Genomic DNA, 17,818 nt, shown 5'->3' with positions numbered 1-17,818 from the left:
TTCGTACAATTAGATAGTGATCATGGCAAGAGGAGGAAGAAAAGATGGCTGAGGTTCGAAATTGTCCAAAGTGTAATGAGTTTTTTAATTATACAGGGGTCAGAGAAGTATGTCATAAATGTGCACAATCTGAAGAGGAATTATATCAAATTGTTTATCGTTTTTTACGCAAGCGTGAAAATCGCGCTGCGACAGTAGAACGAATTGTTGAGGCAACTGGTGCTGAAGAAGATTTATTATATAAATGGGTGCGCAAAGGTCGTTTACAGCCTGCAATGTTCCCAAACTTAGGTTATCCATGTGATAACTGCGGCCATTTAACGACAACTGGAAAATTATGTACAAAATGCCAAGATGAATTAAAGGCAGAACTTCGCACATTTGAAGCAGCGAAGGAGTTTCGTGATAGCGTGGAACAACGTGATAAAGTAACTTATCATGCTGACCGCAAAAAATAATGTTGACATCATGCCAATTTTCGTAAAAAACGCATTGAAGGTAAATTATGCACCTTGCAAGATGGTTGAGAAGCGAAAGTGTGTTAATTTTAAACAAAATTAGCACACTTTTTTATATTTGAAAACTTAACATTGTTGGAGACAATCCGAAATAATAGTAAGATAAGCTTTTAAGATAGGGGGATGAACATGAAAATCACATCTTATGGTGTTAATGCAGTAAATGCCTATAAAAATCAAGTACGCAATGTGAAATCTGACACAAATAAAGCGTCATTTGCTGACAAAATTGAAATTTCAAAAGCCGCTCAGAACATGCAAGGTGTTACTACTTACAGTGCAGAACGTGCAGAGCGTGTGCAACAGTTAAAGGCAGATATTGATTCTGGAGAATATAAGGTCAATGCTCGTAAAGTTGCTGAAGATATGCTGAAATACTATCGTTTCTAGGAAATAACAGAAAGGGTGTTTAGCAAAATGTCTGTAGAGACGATTTGTTCTACATTAATAAAGCTAGAAAGAATGCATAAAAGCTTGCTCGAACTAGCCTATAAAAAAACAGAAATCATAAAAACTGGCGATATGAAAGCACTTGACCAAATGCTCAAGGATGAGCAGGCGCATGTAGCGGCTATCGATAAGCTCGAGCAACAGCGTCAGATACAGGTAACACAATACCTGGGAGCAAAAGGAGTTGCGTCCACTGACAAAATGACTGTCGCTGATGTCATCGAAGCTGCTGAACAAGATGCTGAAAAAGACACACTATCAGCTGTTCGCGATCGACTCATGTCAATTATTAATGATTTACGCAAACAAAATGAACTCAATCAAAAATTAGTATTTCAATCATTGCAATTCGTCAATCTGACATTAGATGCGCTACGTCCGCGTCCTGAGCAAATGAATTATTCGGGGCGTGAAGTGCGCGGTACGAATACAATGGCAAAAAAATCGTACTTCGATTCTCAAGCATAATTTTATTAAAACGTTATTTAAGGGAGGAACAAGAATGCGCTCAACATTTATGGGCTTAGAAACAAGTAGAAGCGGTTTATTTACACAGCAATCAGCTCTATATACAACAGGTCATAATATTTCGAACGCCAATACACTTGGCTACTCACGTCAACGAGTAAACATGCAAGCTACACCAGGATTTCCAACAGCAGGTTTAAATACACCAAATTACCCTGGTCATATGGGAACAGGGGTAGAAACTGGCTCCATTCAACGCATTCGCGATGAGTTTATCGATCGACAATTCCGTCAAGAAACGAATAAACTAGGTTACTGGGAATCACGTTCAAATGCTATTTCTCAAATGGAAGATATTATGGATGAACCATCTAAATTTGGTTTAAACGCAGCATTGGAACAGTTTTGGAAAGGTCTACAAGATGTAAGTGCTACTCCAGAAAATGCCTCATCACGTAAAGTGGCGATTGAGCGTGCCAATCATTTAGCACAATCCTTTAATTATATGGATACGCAACTAAAGACGATTCAAGGCAACATAGGTAATGAAATTAGTGTGTCGACAAATCGCATCAACTCATTACTTAAACAAATTGCTTCTATTAATAAGCAAGTGCAAGAGGTTGAGCCGAATGGTCATGTACCGAATGATTTATATGATGCTCGCGATGTGTTAATCGATGAATTAAATAGTTACATCCCAGTTTCAGTTGAACGTGTTCCTTCAGGAGGGCTTGCTTCTAGTGTAGCTGAAGGTAGTGTGACGATTACATTCAAGCCATATGGCACAAATACAGAAATAAAATTAGTTAATGGTAAAGATGCTGCGAATATTGAAGTCAACAGTGGCACTACACAAATTGATGGCACAAATTTAGCCAATCTTTTTACAAGCATTAAAGTAAACGGCACAGGTACAGCAGATTCAGGCACGATTACATATGACCAGCTTGAGCCTGGCAAAGGTAAATTACTATCTGTAATTGATTCATATGGTTATGAAAGCGCAACAGGCCCTAAAGGCTATTATCCTGAAACGATGGCTAGCATCGACAAACTTGCTTCCGAGTTTGCCAATGTCTTTAATGCAATGCATAAGCAAGGATTCGATTTTACTGGTGCTCAAAGCACACTCGATTTCTTTGAACCTATAGATAATACAAAACCATTGTCTGCAGGCAATATTAAAGTAAATGATGCACTTATAAAAGATTCATCAAAATTGGCAGCTTCTACAGGGGCAAATGAAGAAGGAAATGGTAAATGGGCACTTGAGCTTTCGAATATCCAATCAAAGGTTCAAGCGAATTTAGACGGCGCAACATTTAAATCATTTTATCAAGGAATTATTGGGAAGCTGGGTGTTGATGGAGAAGAAGCAGCGCGCTTAAACGGAACTTCTGAAACATTGCTTGTGACAATCGGTAATAATCGTGCTGCAATTACTTCCGTATCGTTGGATGAAGAAATGACCAATATGATTACATTCCAACAAGCGTATAACGCCAATGCTCGAATGATTACTGTCGTTGATGAAACATTAGACAAAATTATTAACGGCATGGGTCGTGTAGGAATCTAAACGAATCTAATTTGACAAAAAGGAAGGAGCTTTTACAAACATGCGCGTAACACAATCTATGTTATCGAATAACATGCTTCTGAACTTAAATAATAACTATGGAAAACTATCGAAGCTACAAAATCAAATAAATTCAGGCTCTAAAATTACTAGACCTTCAGATGACCCTGTGGTTGCAGTAAAAGGTATGGGCTATCGACGTGATTTAGGACAAGTTGAACAATATTCACGAAATATGAATGAAGTGAATAATTGGCTAGATACTTCTGACGAATCGTTAAATCAAGTAGGCGAACAAATGAAGCGAGTACGAGAGCTTGTTATTCAAGCAGCGAATGATACAAATACTGCTGATGATCGAGCGAAGATTAAATCTGAAATTGATCAAATTCAAAAACAAATTCAAGATGTAGCCAACACAAAAGTAGGAGACCGTTATATATTTAGTGGTACAAAGACTGGCCAACCACTATTTTTAAATGGTGCAATCAATACAGCAAATGTCAATACCGAAGATGTAAAAATTGAAGTATATGATGGCATTCAAATGAACGTAAATACTGTAGGAAAAGATTTATTTAAAAATGTTGATGATATGATGAGTAAAATTGTTGGGCTGTTAGATCCGAATAGAGTTCCACTTGCTACAGGAGAAGAAATCAGCTCTACATTAGGTGGCGTTTCAACTACAAGTACATCCGATGATATTACAAACATGCATAATAAAATACTGGAAGCTCAAGCCGATGTGGGAGCGCGCCAAAATCGCGTGGAATTAATGGAAAATCGCTTATCAATTCGTGAAATTAGCGTGACGAAGCAATTATCGAATAACGAAGATGTCGATTATGCAAAAGCTATAACACAAATGGTAACATCAGAAGCAATTCATCAGGCATCATTGTCTGTGGGCTCTAAAATAATTCAGCAAACTTTAGTCGATTTTATTAGATAATATATATTAACACTAGTTTTCTGCTATAAAATCTAAGCGTTTGAACATTTTGTTCAGACGCTTTTCTTGAAAGGAGAGACATAGATGAGACTTCCACAAATCCAAATCCGTACAACCGACGCACAAATTGATCTTCATATTGCTAAGCCACAGCAATATATTAAACAGCCAAGAGCTACCCAGCATATTGAACAGCCAGCTGCAACACTTGAGATTCATACAACACGCAGTGTACTGAAAATTGATTCGTCTCAAGCAAGACGTGACTTAGGGTTAATTGGACCATTAGAATCAAGTGCCAATTATGCACAAAAGGGCAAACAAGAAGCATTGAAGGGAATGGCACGCAGAGCTAGAGAAGGTCGACAAATGATGGAGAATGCAGGCAAAGATCAAGGAAGAGCGACAATTCAAAATATAGCCAAGCAAAATCATGGACCCCACCGGGTGCAATTTAATATAAAATTTGTACCTTCTGTAGGTTCTGTTAAAATTGACTACACGCCGGGTACAACCGACGTCAATATTCAACGTAGAGAACCAATTATTGACGCGCAAGTGAACAAACCAATCCATGAATACACACCAGGAAAAGTAACTGGTACAATGATACAAAGACCAGATGTTGACATTGATGTCATCATTTAAAGGAGTGCACGGATAATATGAAAATTGCTACAAAATTTTTAGGTGAAGTGAAAATTGCTAATCAAGATATTTTGACGTTTGAACATGGCTTATTAGGCTTAGAGGAAGAAAGAGAATTCGTTTTGTTGCCAATCGATGCAGACCTTCCCCTCGCATTACTACAATCTGTTGTGCATAAAGAAATTGGTTTTGTTGTAGCCTATCCTTTTGCATTTAAACAAGATTATAGCTTTGATATTAGCGATGAAGATCGCGCGCAATTACAAATTGAAAAAGAAGAAGATGTTCTTCCATATGCCATTGTCACAATGAAGGAAACATTTAAAGATTCTACGATTAACTTGCTAGCACCCGTTATTTTAAATATAGAAAAGAAATGTGGGAAACAAATCGTTCTTCAAGACAACAAAATCTATCCATTACGCTTTCCGATGCAGCCATTGGAAGGAAGTGCGAAATAATGCTAGTCCTTTCACGAAAAAAAGATGAGTCTATCATGATAGGCGATCAAATCGAAATAAAAATATTAGCAGTTGAAGGTGACCAAATTAAACTTGGTATAGTTGCCCCAAAAGCAGTTAAAGTACATCGTTCGGAAGTTTTTGAAGCAATTCAAGCGCAAAATAAAGAAGCGCTTTCTTCTTCTGCTAATTTTTTAGAGCAATTAAAGAAAAAATAGTCCTACTTTTTACGATAAATTAAATCCTTCAAACTATTACATAAAAAAATAAAAAACTTTTTAAAAAACTATTAAACTTTTCCAACTACTAACGATATATAGAGTGTAGGGTAAGGGAAGTACATACATACAACCTAAACCGACAATATTCCACACGGACGTGGGATAACAAAACAAACATTCAAGGAGGAATTCCAAATGAGAATTCAACACAACATTTCAGCTTTAAACACACACCGTAACCTTACTTTCAACAACACACAAGCTTCTAAAAACCTTGAGAAGTTATCTTCAGGTTACAAAGTAAACCGTGCTGGCGATGACGCTGCTGGTTTAGCAATTTCTGAAAAAATGCGCGGACAAATCCGTGGTCTTGATATGGCAACTAAAAACGCTCAAGACTCAATCTCTTTAATCCAAACTGCTGAGGGTGCTCTTAACGAAACTCACGCAATCCTACAACGTATGCGTGAATTAGCAGTACAATCTGCGAACGATACAAACGTATCAGCAGACCGTACAGCACTTAACAAAGAAGTTACAGCATTAAAATCAGAAATCGACCGTATTGCTAAAAATACAGAGTTCAATACTCAAAAATTATTAGATGGTACTTTCTCTGGTAAAAAATTCCATATTGGTGCGAATGATGGACAATCAATTACATTAAAAATCGCTACTATGGATACAAAAGGGTTAAAAGTTACTGGTTCAATTGATACTCAATCGAAAGCTGACAAAGCTATCAAAAACTTCAACGATGCTTTAGAATCAGTTTCTTCACAACGTTCAGATCTAGGTGCTGTTCAAAACCGTTTAGAGCACACAATTAACAACTTAGGTGCAACATCTGAAAACTTAACAGCTGCTGAATCACGTATCCGTGACACAGATATGGCGAAAGAAATGATGGGCTTCACTAAGAACAATATCTTAATGCAAGCTGCTCAATCTATGTTAGCTCAAGCTAACCAACAACCACAAGGTGTACTTCAATTATTACAATAATTGACTAGTTAGCATGAAATATTAAAAGCTTGAACGAAATTTCGTTCAAGCTTTTTTTGATAATAATTTTAAAAATCCTTATTTACACCGATATAAACAAAGAGTAGATATTTAATAAACTCTTCTTACAAGGAGAGGCCTCACTATCTGAAGCAAGGAGGATCTTATGGAAGATTTAGAAATAATTTATTTACAAACAAAAAACGAAAAGCCAAATGCAAAAGTTAACGGGTACTATTTGCATAGTAATTACAATCCAGAAGCTGAAGCTGAAAAATACATAAATAATAACTACAAAGAAGGATATTTAAACATACTATTTGGTTATGGTCTAGGGTATATAGCTAATGCTATTGCAAAAAAGTATGGTAATACTGATATATTAGTATACGATCCTTTATTTAGTAGTTTAAATATTGAGAATAAAGATGAAATAGAAGGTGTTTTTTCCGATTTACAAGACTTTTGTAAGCGTTCAGCAGATTATATTGCTGATTTTGATCGTAAGGTCAATATACTAATCTCACCAAATTACGACAAAATTTTCAGTAGCGAATATAAAGAATTTTTAGATTTTATTCATCATATACAAATAGAAGATATTGTAAATGAAAATACAATAAGATTCTTTGGTGATTTATGGCAGGAAAATTACATAATGAATTTATACTATGTTCATAAAGACCAAAGTTTAAAAGCACTTTACAATAAATATGATTGCCCAGTAATCTTAGCTTCAGGCGGACCATCCTTAACGAAACAATTACCATTGTTAAAAGAAATTAAAGATAAATGTTTGATAATAAGTGCTGGTTCTACAATTAATTCTTTATTGGCCGCAGACATTATTCCTGACTATGTTGTAACAATGGATGGTGGGGAAAGTAACTATTTACACTTTAAAAATATTAAAAATTATAACTTCGATTTAATATATGGTTTAGGAAATGCGTGGCAAATAGAAAGAGATTTTAAAGGAAATCGCTATAGCTTTTGTTTTTATGGAGAAGATAGTATACAAAAACGTATTAAAGAAGGACTAGGTAGAGATTTACCAATGTTATCAACAGGTGGTACAGTTGCTATAACTGCATTAGAGATTGCAAGTAAAATTAGTACGGGGCCTATAGCGATTATTGGTCAGGATTTAGCTTATACGAACAATAAATCCCATGCAGAAAATAATAACCATTATAGTGAGTTAACGGAAGAATTTTTCATGAAAGATCTGGCCTTTGAAATAGAAGGATATTATGGAGAACCAGTTAAAACTAATCACCAATTTAATAGTATGAGAAAAAGTATAGAGAGATTATATGTAATGTTGCAAAATCAACATATAATATATAATTGTACAGAAGGTGGCGTTAAAATTAATGGTATGCCACAATTAGATTTTACAACATTTTGCAAAAACTATATGTACAATTCTATTAATGTTCCAAAGTTGAAATTTGATAATGAAATAAATAATAACCGTTCAATTTATAAAGAATTTATGAATCAAGAAATAGAAGTCTATTTAAAAATAAAAAAATTACTAGTCGAAGCTATTTATTTATTGAAAGAAGAAAGAAATAATACAGTATTTTCCGCTAGTACTTTAAAAAAGCTTGATAAAATCGATTCTAAATTGAAAGAATATTATCCCCAAGTAATAATGGAAAGAATTATTGATCCGATTACTATGGATGTGGTGCGAATGACTTTAGATAGCAAAAAATTAGAAGGGAAAGAAAAATTTAAGCAAATATATAAACAAAATATGTATCTTTATGAAAATATTTTAGAGGCAACTGAAAAATCTTTAAAATATACAAGAGTTGCATTAGACGAATTTGGGGGTTATTAAATTGGATAAATTAGAGATTGTGGATGAATATTATAAATATGTAGCTAAAATACCGGCAGGCTTGCAATATATTGCTGATAATTTAAGAACTGATAATGTTCAGATAGCATTAAATGAAATATTAAATTTTTCAGAAGGAATAACATGGATAAAACAAATGGAAGAAATTTTAAATGATCAAGGAGTCAATACAAATTTTGACAAACTTCAATTGGAAGATTACTTAAATCTTATTAATGAAGGTTTAGAGAAACAAGATTTTGTCCTTGTAGCTGATATTTTTGAATATGAAGTCTTGCCATATTTTGAAAAAATAGTAGCTTGAAATTAAGCGATAGGTTATTAGAACACTTTTTGAATGTATAATTAAAATTCAAAAAGTGTTTTACTTATTTCCTATTAATTTAAATTATTTGGTATGGAAAGAATGGTTAAGAACATAGGTTGAAAATTAAATTAGTACAATATAAGAATGGATAACATATTAAATACTATATTTATTTCTCAAATGTAGAAATACGCTAAATTTATCCGATATAATATTTATATGATACATAGATAAGGGGAAATACAATGAGTGTTTTAACAGATAAAGTGGTATTAGTAACAGGCGGTACAGGCTCTTTTGGTAAAAAATTTATCGGGAAAGCACTTACATTAGGAGTAAAAAAAGTCATCGTATTTAGCCGTGATGAACTAAAGCAATATGAAATGAAACAAGAGTTTCAAGATGAACGCATCCGATTTTTTATTGGTGACGTTAGAGATAAGGACCGTTTATATCGTGCATTTGATGGTGTGGATATTGTTATTCACGCAGCGGCTATGAAGCATGTCGATGCATGTGAATATAACCCGTTTGAAGCGGTTAAAACGAACATTCATGGTGCACAAAACATTATCGAAGCAGCAATTGATCGAGGCGTAGAAAAGGTCATTGCATTATCTACTGATAAAGCCTGCTCTCCTGTAAATTTATACGGTGCAACAAAACTTGCATCAGATAAATTATTTGTTGCGGCTAACGCTTATGTAGGGGAAAAGAAAACTCGATTTGCAGTTGTACGCTATGGCAACGTAGTAGGAAGTCGTGGTAGCGTAGTACCATTCTTTAAGAAGATTAAAGATACAGGCAAGTTACCTATTACAGATGAACGTATGACACGTTTTTGGATTACCCTTGATAAGGGAGTGCAATTTGTATTAGATAATTTAGAGCGAATGTATGGTGGAGAAATCTTTGTACCGAAGATTCCGAGTATGAAAGTTACAGATTTAGCAAAAGCAATTGGTCCAGAATGTGAAATAGAAGTGATTGGGATTCGCCCTGGTGAGAAATTACACGAAGCGATGATTATGGAAGATGATGCTCGTCATACATTAGAGTTTGATGATTACTACGTTATCCAACCAGAGCTGGCTTGGTTTGCTAAAGAACAATTAAACGGTGGGGAATCCTTACCTGATGGTTTTGCTTATACAAGTGATAATAATACGGAATGGCTTACAATTGAACAGCTTAGTGAAATGGTGGGAGATTTGTGAAAGAAATAATAGTCTTTTTTAGAGTAGATGCTTCCCATAAAATAGGTATTGGACATGTAATGAGGTGCCTTACATTATCTGAAGAATTAATAAAAAGAGGCATAAAAATAGTTTTTATTTGTGCTGAATTAGAGGGTAATTCTATACAGTTAATAAAAGCTAGAGATATTGAAGTTCATTCTATAAAGGATAATACTCAAACAAAAGACTATGAAAAAACTAAAGAAGTACTAGACAATTATCCTTGTCAAAATAAAGTTTTAGTGGTTGATAGTTATCTACATGATATTCAATGGGAGACATTAATTAAGAGCCACATTGATCTACTGATTAGTATAAATGATAGTCCTAGAATTCATGATGTTGATATTCTAATAAATAATAATTATAAGGCTGAAATGATCACTTTTTATCAAGACAACATGGTTAATATTAAGAAACTATTAGGTGCTTCATACATATTAGTACGGCCAGAGTTTATAAATTATAGGATGATGGATATTAAGAAAGAATATAAAGTACATGTTTTCTTTGGTGGTTCGGATTATAACAATTATACTTACTTGTACAGTAATAAAATTCTTGAGTGTGAAAAAAAAATTAAAGTACATGCAGTTGTAACAAATTATTTTGCTTATGAAGATTTATTAAAAAAACTTAAAGATCAATATGGAACTAGATTTGAATATAGTGTTTCACCTAGAAGTATGGCAGAGGGAATGGCCAGTTGTAATGTTGCAATCGGTGCTCCAGGTACGACAACGTGGGAACGTATGGCTATGGGTTTACCATGTGCTTATTTGGCTACAAATATTAATCAAATTCCTATCCTTAGAGATATCCAAAATGATAAGTTAGGTATTTATTTAGGTAAAGCTAATAAAGAGACGTATTTTGAACAAATACAAAATTTTTTAAAGTTTATAGAAAATAAAAGTTTTCAAACTGAAATAGCGAAAAATGGGAAAAAACTTATTGATGGACAAGGAAGCAAACGTATTACAGATATCATTATTAGTACATTGCAAGGGAGCAAGTAATATGGGTGAAGTGAGTATTAGCAAACAAAAAACAAGTCACTATAAAGATACAATTAACTGGTTGAATAATAAACAAATTCAACAAAGTTTTGGTATTACAAAAGAAGTTAATTTAGAAGATCATATTAATTGGCTTAGTGAACATCCTAATATTGAGGTTTTAAGTATACTATACAATGACCTTCACGTAGGGAATATTGTGTTAGATTTTAACGTCATTCATGAATCTGTATTTTTACAAATATATATTGGTGATTCCCAGTGCCGAGGTAAAGGCATTGGAGTAACAGCAATGAAGTTAGCATTAAATTATATATTTGTGGAAAAGCAAATGCATCGTGTTCACTTAAAAGTATTTGAGGATAATTTACCTGCAATTAATTTATATGTGAAATTAGGATTTATAAAAGAAGGAATTGAAAGAGACTCGCATAAGATGAATGGAGTTTTTCGTAATCAAATTTTGTATTCTATGCTATGTAGGGAATGGAAGGCTGAATCTTAATATGAAATGTGCAATCATGCAACCGACGTATTTACCTTGGTTAGGTTATTTTAAAATGATGAATCAGGTAGATGTATTTGTATTTCTAGACGATATTCAATTTTCGAAGAGGTCTTGGCAACAACGAAACAAAATCGCACTTAATAATAAAGAAAAAATGCTAACAATACCCTGTGTTACTAAAGGTTTAAGGCATCAAAATATTAATCAAGTATTTGTAGATCAAAGTACCAATTGGAAGTCACAACATCAAAAAACGATCGAGCAAGCCTATCGTCATTATCCATATTTTTCAGATTTACAAAGTATACTTGCTCTTTATAATAACCCAACTAATAAACTTTCAGAATTTACAATAGCTATAATAAAAGAAATTGCTAAAAATGCTGAAATAATGCCAAAATTCATGTTAAGTAGCGAGTTAAAGGCCGATGGCAGTAAGTCTGCGTATTTGCTTAATATTTGCAATGAATTGGGTGCTACTGAATATATTAGTGCAGCAGGGTCTAAAGAATATATAGAAGAGGAAGGCCTTTTTGAACAATCTAATATATTAGTTTCATATGAACAAAGTGCACCTTTTATCTATATGCAATATAATGCTAAACCAGTAATTCCCTATCTATCTTCAATTGATTTTATTGCAAATCATGGTTTCTCTAAATTAAAGGAGGAGTTTTTATAATGAAAGTTAGATATTTAACGGATGCTTGTATTGTTATTGAGTATGGAGGAAAAAAATTATTATGTGATCCATGGTTGAGTGAAAGTATTTGTTATGGAGGACTCTATCATTATCCTCCAATAGATATAGATATCAATGATTATTTAGACGTAGATTGTATTTATATTTCCCATATTCATGAAGATCATTTAGATGCAGAAACATTACAATATTTCTCTAAAGAAATACCAATTGTTATACATAGCTACGAAGAAAAACATGTTTACAATCGATTGAAAAGTATAGGGTTTACTAATATTTACGAACTTAAACATAAAACAAAATTTGAAATAGCTCCTAAATTTACAATTGAGATATTAGCAGCTGATAATTGCGATCCAGCTATTTGCTTTAAATTTTTTGGTTGTCAAGTATCACAACTCTATGAGCATTCATTACAAATTGATTCAATGGCAGTAATTCAAGGTGGTGACTATGTTGTAGTTAACACGAACGATTGTCCTTATGAACTATCTCATACTATGAATCCATATATTTTAAAGCAATATCTAAAAGTAGATTTTCTCATGACAAGTTATAATGCAGCTAGTCCATACCCGCAGTCATTTGAGAACTTTACAGATGCTGAAAAAATTGTGGAGAAAGAAAAGATACGTCAAAAATGTTTGGATCGAGCTGTTAAATATTGCAAGGACTTACAACCTAAATATGTACTGCCTTTCGCTGCACAAATGGTGTTTGGTGGAGAAAATGTTGACTTAAATGCTTTTCGAGCAGTGACTCCATTGGAGAGTGTTAAAGTAGATTTAAGTAGTAAATTGAATCAAGAAAATATTAATACGGTTATTGTTCAACTGAACGCACAAGATTTTTTTGATTTATCTACAGGTAAAGAATCTGCTGACTTTAAGCCGTTGACTGAAGCAGAACGGCAAAATTACTATAATAATGTATTAAGAAAGAAAAAATATCTATTTCATGAGAAAGAATATTTTGTTCCTATTGGAGAAAGACACAACCTAATCAATGAATTGAAAATTGCTCAATCACGAATGAACTATAAAATGAAAGAAGTCTATTATGATTTAAAGATAGATACAACTATATATATAGATGTAGGTCAGGAATATATATATGAAATCCCTTTAGATGGTCGAGAGGTAAGAACAATTCATAGTGGAAATTTTAAGGAACCGTTTGTAAAACTAACATTAGAGTACTCATTGTTGAAGATGATTTTGAATAGACAAGCACATTGGAATAATGCAGAATTAGGTGGATTTATTACTTTTTATAGAAAACCTAATACATTTGATCGAGCAGTTCATCATGTTATTTCTTATTTACATACCTAGGGAGGCGTTATAGTTGAATTGTAATGGTGAAATTGTTGTAGAGAAAAATGACTATAATATTATAGAGTGTAATAGTTGCGGATTTAAACATGTTTATCCCTATCCGAATGACCAATCTATCACAAAACTATATACCGAAGAGTACTATGAAAAAGCGCAACCTGAATATATTAAAAAGGTAGAAGAAGATAAAGTGTGGTGGCTAGAAGTCTACCAAGAACGAATAAAACAGATTTCTAAATATGTTGAAGAAAAACAGGATATAAACGTTTTAGATATTGGATCTGGACCAGGATATTTTTTATTGGCTGCAAAATTAGAAGGATGGAATGAAACTGGTGTTGAACCTTCGATACAGGCATATACCCATAGTAAAAATCAGAAATTAAATGTATACAATAAGTTTTTTTCAGAAGAAATTACTCAAGAACTTCCTTTATATGATGTCATTCATATGAATCATGTATTGGAACATGTTCCACATCCCAACGAAATATTAAAATTAATTTGGAATCAATTAAAGCCTGGTGGTATTTTTTGTGTAGCTGTCCCTAATGACTTTAATCCATTTCAAAATATATTAGTCCATGATCAAAATTATCCTTCTTGGTGGGTTAGCCCATTAGAACATGTTAATTATTTTGATTTTGAAAGTTTAACTAAATTATTAGAACAGAATGACTTTGAGGTTTTGGAAAAGTACACTAGCTTTCCAATGGAACTCTTTTTACTTATGGGTGATAAATTTATTGGAAATCCAGAATTAGGTAGATTATGCCATAAAAAAAGAAAAACTTTAGAAATGCATTTATTTGAAGAAGCAAATATCAATATTAAACAAAATTTATATAAATCTTTTGCGGAATCAGGATTAGGACGGGATGTTATTCTGTTTGCTAGGAAGCCTAAGTTATGAAAATAATCACAATTATTCAAGCTCGTATGGGTTCAACTCGCCTACATGGAAAAGTGTTAAAGCCTCTGGGTGACTCAGATGTTCTAACTTATGTTGTTGAGCGTTGCCGTAAAATTGAAGGTGTAGCTGAGGTAATTGTAGCTACATCTTCACTTCCACAAGATGATGCTATTGCATCATGGTGTGAGGAGCACTTCGTAACGTATTATCGAGGTTCAGAGGAAGATGTACTGGACCGTTATGTACAATGTGCTAAGTTTTATAAGCCAGACTATGTAATGCGAGTAACTTCAGATTGTCCTTTTGTTGATTATGAAATGGCAAGTGAAATGGTCGCATTGGCCATAAGCACAAAAGTTGAAGTTATTAATATAGTGAAAGAATTGCCACGTGGACTAGCTGTAGAAGTAATTAGTTACGATGCCCTTTGCCGTATACATGATATTAGTACAGAGCAACGTCATCGTGAACATGTTACGTATTATGCATATGAGTTTAAAGATGAATTTAGTTATGAAACCTATGAGCCAATACCTAATCTTCAATACCCACAATTTCGTATTACATTAGATACTGAAGAGGATTACATTTTGTGCAATGCGATAGCTAATCATTTTAATGACAAATATATTTCAAGTACTGACGTTGTAGCATTCTTGAATAGTAATCCTGAAGTGGCGAAAATTAATGCACATATTGAACAAAAAGAAGTTAAATGATGTTTTAACTTCTTTCTTTTGAGATGGAGGAATAGCATGATTAAAATTGGAGACCGTGAAATAGGTCGTCATACAAAACCATTTATTATTGCTGAGATGTCGGGGAACCACAATCAATCATTAGAAAGAGCATTACATTTAGTGGAGCTAGCTGCAGAAGCAGGTGTAGACGCACTAAAATTACAAACATATACACCAGATACAATTACATTAGATGTTCATACAGGTGAGTTTTTTATCCAAGAAGAAGGGAATCTTTGGAAAGGTAATTCTTTATATAATTTATATAAAGAGGCTTATACACCTTGGGAATGGCATAAGGAGATTTTTGCAAAAGCACAAGAACTAGGTCTCCTTGCTTTTAGCTCACCATTTGATGAGACAGCAGTAGATTTTCTGGAAACATTGAATGTACCAGCTTATAAAATTGCCTCATTTGAAAATGTAGATATTCCATTAATTAGAAAAGTAGCGCGAACAGGAAAACCAATGATTATTTCAACAGGTATGGCGACAGCTGCTGAACTAGATGAAGCGGTTCGTGCTGCTCGTGAAGAAGGCAATGACCAAATCATCTTACTGAAGTGCACTAGTACATATCCTGCTACACCTGCCAATTCGAATTTAGTAACGATACCGCATTTAAGAGAAATGTTTAGTACAGAAATAGGTTTATCAGATCATACAATGGGGGTTGGTGTATCGGTTACCGCAGTGGCACTTGGAGCCACGGTAATTGAAAAACATTTTACAACATCTCGTGCTGAAGGTGGAGTTGATTCTGCCTTTTCGATGGAACCCCATGAATTAAAAATGTTAGTGGAAGAAACAGAGCGTGCATGGCAAAGTTTAGGGAATGTAAGCTATGGACCAACAAATGCGGAAAAGGAATCAGCAAAATTCCGTCGTTCTTTATATATTGGTGAAGATTTAAAAGCCGGCGATATATTAACTGAACAAAATGTTCGCAACGTTCGACCAGGGCTTGGTTTGCCAACGAAGTACTATGATTTAGTCATTGGTAAAGCAATTAAGCAGGACGTAAAAAAAGGAACACCGTTAAGTTGGGAGTTATTACTATGAATAACTCACCTCGATTTATCTCATACGGCAGTCAAAATATAGATGAAGAGGATATTCAAGCCGTTATAGAAACATTGCGTTCGCCTTACTTAACTCAAGGACCGAAAATTGCACAGTTTGAGCAAAATGTGGCAGATTATGTTGGATCAAAATATGCAGTAGCATTTTGCAATGGAACAGCAGCTTTACATGGTGCTTGTTACGCAGCTGGAATCGGAAAAGGGGATGAGGTAATTACTTCTCCTATTACTTTTGCTGCAAGTGCAAACAGTGTGCGTTATGTTGGAGGCACAGTCGTTTTCGCAGACATTGATGAACGTACGTATAATATAAATCCTGAACAAATCCGTTCAAAGATTACATCAAAAACAAAGGCAATTATTCCTGTGGATTTTACTGGCCAACCTGTCGATATAGATGCAATTATGGAAATTGCCAAGGAGCATAAACTCGTTGTTATTGAAGATGGTGCACACTCTTTTGGCGCCAGCTATAAAGGGCTTAAGATTGGAACACAGGCAGATATGACAATGTTTAGTTTCCACCCTGTAAAGCCTGTAACAACAGCAGAAGGTGGCGTAATAGTTACAAATAACGAAAATTATTATAAAAAATTATTAAAGTTCCGAAGCCATGGAATTGAGCCAACAGTTTATGCTAAAGAGCAAGGTGACTGGTATTATGAAATGACAGAATTAGGATATAATTATCGGATGACAGATTTACAGGCAGCACTCGGTGTTTCACAAATGAAAAAGCTTAATCACTTTATTAAGCGGAGACAAGAAATTGTTGCAAAGTACAATGAAGCATTGAACAAAGTTTCTGGAATTACAATACCTAAGCAATTAGAGGGTACTGAATCCGGCTGGCATTTGTATATGATTCAATTAGATGAAGCAAATCGGAAACAAGTATTTGATGCTATGCGCGCAGCAAATATTGGTGTCCACGTGCATTATATACCCGTTTATTGGCATCCGTATTATCAAAACCTTGGTTATGAGCGGGGACTATGTCCAGTGGCGGAGGAATGGTATGAAAAAGCGTTAACATTGCCTATACATCCTGGTTTAACTGATGATGACATTCATTATATTGTGCAGAAATTAAAAGAAGTGGTTTCATTATAAGTGCTTTTTATTATAAAATTATTTTTAAAAAATAATTTGAGTATTATCTTTGGAAATTATGGTAAAAATGAGATTTATATTATTCACAAGTATGTTATATTTTTAATTTTATGTTAGTCGAAAATATTAGAAGTCTTTAGTTCAGATATACTTTTTGAACTAAAGGCCTTTTTTATTGAAAAAGTATCATTAAAAGTAGTTTAAAGTAAAAAAGTGAAACATTCCTAAAAACTTCCGATATTAAATATAAGAATAAGAAAAGTTTAGGAGGTTACATATTATGCGTATTGCAGCTCAAGGACAATCTACAGATGTAGGAACTGCAGCGTCATCTACAGTTGCGAAGAAAACCGTTATAGAGGAAACTACGATGACTACTAGTAAAGCTCAATTAGTAACGCAATCACAGGGTGAAGATCTACCTACTGCTGATGTACAAGAAATATCTAAAGAGAAGCTGCAACATGCAGTAGACATCGTAAATGAATTTTTACAAATCAATCATAATGCTTCTAAATTTGTTTTACACGACGGGTTAGATCGCTACTTTGTACAAGTTGTGGATACTAAAACAGAAGAAGTTGTAAAGGAAATTCCCCCCAAAAAACTTTTGGATGCTTTTTATGAGATGCAAAAGTTATTAGGAATGATTGTAGACGAAAAAATATAAGCATATT

General features: G+C 33.8%; 21 protein-coding genes. All 21 read left to right on the top strand.

What is annotated here, in order from left to right:
- Nucleotides 1-44 precede the first annotated feature (44 nt).
- The 21 genes from FC748_RS14110 (at nucleotide 45) to FC748_RS14010 (ending at nucleotide 17,811) form a co-directional block, all read left to right on the top strand.
- On the top strand, nucleotides 45-458 hold the full coding sequence (locus tag FC748_RS14110; protein ID WP_108029408.1) for a TIGR03826 family flagellar region protein: 414 nt from the start codon (nucleotides 45-47) through the stop codon (nucleotides 456-458).
- 189 nt (nucleotides 459-647) lie between these two features.
- Complete coding sequence (flgM, locus tag FC748_RS14105; protein WP_024362470.1) at nucleotides 648-908, top strand: flagellar biosynthesis anti-sigma factor FlgM; 261 nt, start codon at nucleotides 648-650, stop codon at nucleotides 906-908.
- 27 nt (nucleotides 909-935) lie between these two features.
- Complete coding sequence (locus FC748_RS14100; RefSeq protein ID WP_108029409.1) at nucleotides 936-1,436, top strand: flagellar protein FlgN; 501 nt, start codon at nucleotides 936-938, stop codon at nucleotides 1,434-1,436.
- A gap of 34 nt (nucleotides 1,437-1,470) precedes the next feature.
- Nucleotides 1,471-3,018, top strand: coding sequence for a flagellar hook-associated protein FlgK (flgK, locus tag FC748_RS14095; protein ID WP_108029410.1), 1,548 nt, complete (start codon nucleotides 1,471-1,473; stop codon nucleotides 3,016-3,018).
- A 40-nt stretch (nucleotides 3,019-3,058) separates the two neighbouring features.
- On the top strand, nucleotides 3,059-3,973 hold the full coding sequence (flgL, locus tag FC748_RS14090; RefSeq protein WP_108029411.1) for a flagellar hook-associated protein FlgL: 915 nt from the start codon (nucleotides 3,059-3,061) through the stop codon (nucleotides 3,971-3,973).
- An 84-nt stretch (nucleotides 3,974-4,057) separates the two neighbouring features.
- The gene (locus tag FC748_RS14085) at nucleotides 4,058-4,621 is read left to right on the top strand and encodes a DUF6470 family protein (RefSeq protein ID WP_108029412.1); all 564 of its coding nucleotides are present in this window, start codon (nucleotides 4,058-4,060) and stop codon (nucleotides 4,619-4,621) included.
- Between the two features lie 17 nt (nucleotides 4,622-4,638).
- A complete protein-coding gene (gene fliW / locus FC748_RS14080; RefSeq protein WP_108029413.1) occupies nucleotides 4,639-5,082 on the top strand; it encodes a flagellar assembly protein FliW in 444 nt (147 codons plus the stop codon).
- Nucleotides 5,082-5,300, top strand: a complete 219-nt coding sequence (csrA, locus tag FC748_RS14075; protein WP_103977402.1) for a carbon storage regulator CsrA — start codon at nucleotides 5,082-5,084, stop codon at nucleotides 5,298-5,300. The genes fliW and csrA overlap by 1 nt, the downstream gene beginning before the upstream one ends.
- A gap of 198 nt (nucleotides 5,301-5,498) precedes the next feature.
- Complete coding sequence (hag, locus tag FC748_RS14070; RefSeq protein ID WP_108029414.1) at nucleotides 5,499-6,308, top strand: flagellin Hag; 810 nt, start codon at nucleotides 5,499-5,501, stop codon at nucleotides 6,306-6,308.
- A gap of 166 nt (nucleotides 6,309-6,474) precedes the next feature.
- Nucleotides 6,475-8,160 carry a motility associated factor glycosyltransferase family protein gene (locus FC748_RS14065; RefSeq protein ID WP_108029415.1) on the top strand — a complete coding sequence of 562 codons (1,686 nt, stop codon included), beginning with the start codon at nucleotides 6,475-6,477 and terminating at the stop codon, nucleotides 8,158-8,160.
- A 1-nt stretch (nucleotide 8,161) separates the two neighbouring features.
- The gene (locus tag FC748_RS14060; protein WP_108029416.1) at nucleotides 8,162-8,485 is read left to right on the top strand and encodes a DUF8042 domain-containing protein; all 324 of its coding nucleotides are present in this window, start codon (nucleotides 8,162-8,164) and stop codon (nucleotides 8,483-8,485) included.
- Nucleotides 8,486-8,733: 248 nt separating this feature from the next.
- A complete protein-coding gene (gene pseB, locus FC748_RS14055; RefSeq protein ID WP_108029417.1) occupies nucleotides 8,734-9,705 on the top strand; it encodes a UDP-N-acetylglucosamine 4,6-dehydratase (inverting) in 972 nt (323 codons plus the stop codon).
- Nucleotides 9,702-10,745, top strand: coding sequence for a UDP-2,4-diacetamido-2,4,6-trideoxy-beta-L-altropyranose hydrolase (gene pseG, locus FC748_RS14050; protein WP_108029418.1), 1,044 nt, complete (start codon nucleotides 9,702-9,704; stop codon nucleotides 10,743-10,745). The genes pseB and pseG overlap by 4 nt, the downstream gene beginning before the upstream one ends.
- Nucleotide 10,746: 1 nt before the next feature.
- Nucleotides 10,747-11,250 (top strand): GNAT family N-acetyltransferase, encoded by a 504-nt coding sequence (locus FC748_RS14045; protein WP_167492680.1) that lies wholly within the window; start codon nucleotides 10,747-10,749, stop codon nucleotides 11,248-11,250.
- Entirely contained in the window at nucleotides 11,186-11,935 is a 750-nt protein-coding gene (locus FC748_RS14040) for a WbqC family protein (protein ID WP_108029420.1), read from the top strand. The genes FC748_RS14045 and FC748_RS14040 overlap by 65 nt, the downstream gene beginning before the upstream one ends.
- A complete protein-coding gene (locus tag FC748_RS14035) occupies nucleotides 11,935-13,290 on the top strand; it encodes an MBL fold metallo-hydrolase (RefSeq protein ID WP_108029421.1) in 1,356 nt (451 codons plus the stop codon). The genes FC748_RS14040 and FC748_RS14035 overlap by 1 nt, the downstream gene beginning before the upstream one ends.
- Nucleotides 13,291-13,303: 13 nt before the next feature.
- The gene (locus FC748_RS14030; protein WP_108029422.1) at nucleotides 13,304-14,206 is read left to right on the top strand and encodes a class I SAM-dependent methyltransferase; all 903 of its coding nucleotides are present in this window, start codon (nucleotides 13,304-13,306) and stop codon (nucleotides 14,204-14,206) included.
- Entirely contained in the window at nucleotides 14,203-14,925 is a 723-nt protein-coding gene (locus tag FC748_RS14025; RefSeq protein ID WP_108029423.1) for a cytidylyltransferase domain-containing protein, read from the top strand. Before FC748_RS14030 ends, FC748_RS14025 begins: the two co-directional genes overlap by 4 nt.
- A gap of 36 nt (nucleotides 14,926-14,961) precedes the next feature.
- Entirely contained in the window at nucleotides 14,962-16,008 is a 1,047-nt protein-coding gene (gene pseI, locus FC748_RS14020; protein WP_108029424.1) for a pseudaminic acid synthase, read from the top strand.
- Nucleotides 16,005-17,141: a UDP-4-amino-4,6-dideoxy-N-acetyl-beta-L-altrosamine transaminase gene (gene pseC, locus FC748_RS14015; RefSeq protein ID WP_108029425.1), complete on the top strand. Its 1,137-nt coding sequence runs from the start codon at nucleotides 16,005-16,007 to the stop codon at nucleotides 17,139-17,141. Before pseI ends, pseC begins: the two co-directional genes overlap by 4 nt.
- A 280-nt stretch (nucleotides 17,142-17,421) precedes the next feature.
- A complete protein-coding gene (locus tag FC748_RS14010) occupies nucleotides 17,422-17,811 on the top strand; it encodes a flagellar protein FlaG (RefSeq protein WP_108029426.1) in 390 nt (129 codons plus the stop codon).
- The last annotated feature ends 7 nt before the right edge of the window (nucleotides 17,812-17,818 follow it).

Origin of the sequence: Lysinibacillus sphaericus (assembly GCF_005217585.1) — a bacterium.
Lineage (GTDB): Bacteria > Bacillota > Bacilli > Bacillales_A > Planococcaceae > Lysinibacillus > Lysinibacillus sphaericus.
Note: the sequence above shows the minus strand (reverse complement) of the source record. Positions and strands in the feature narration are given on the sequence as shown.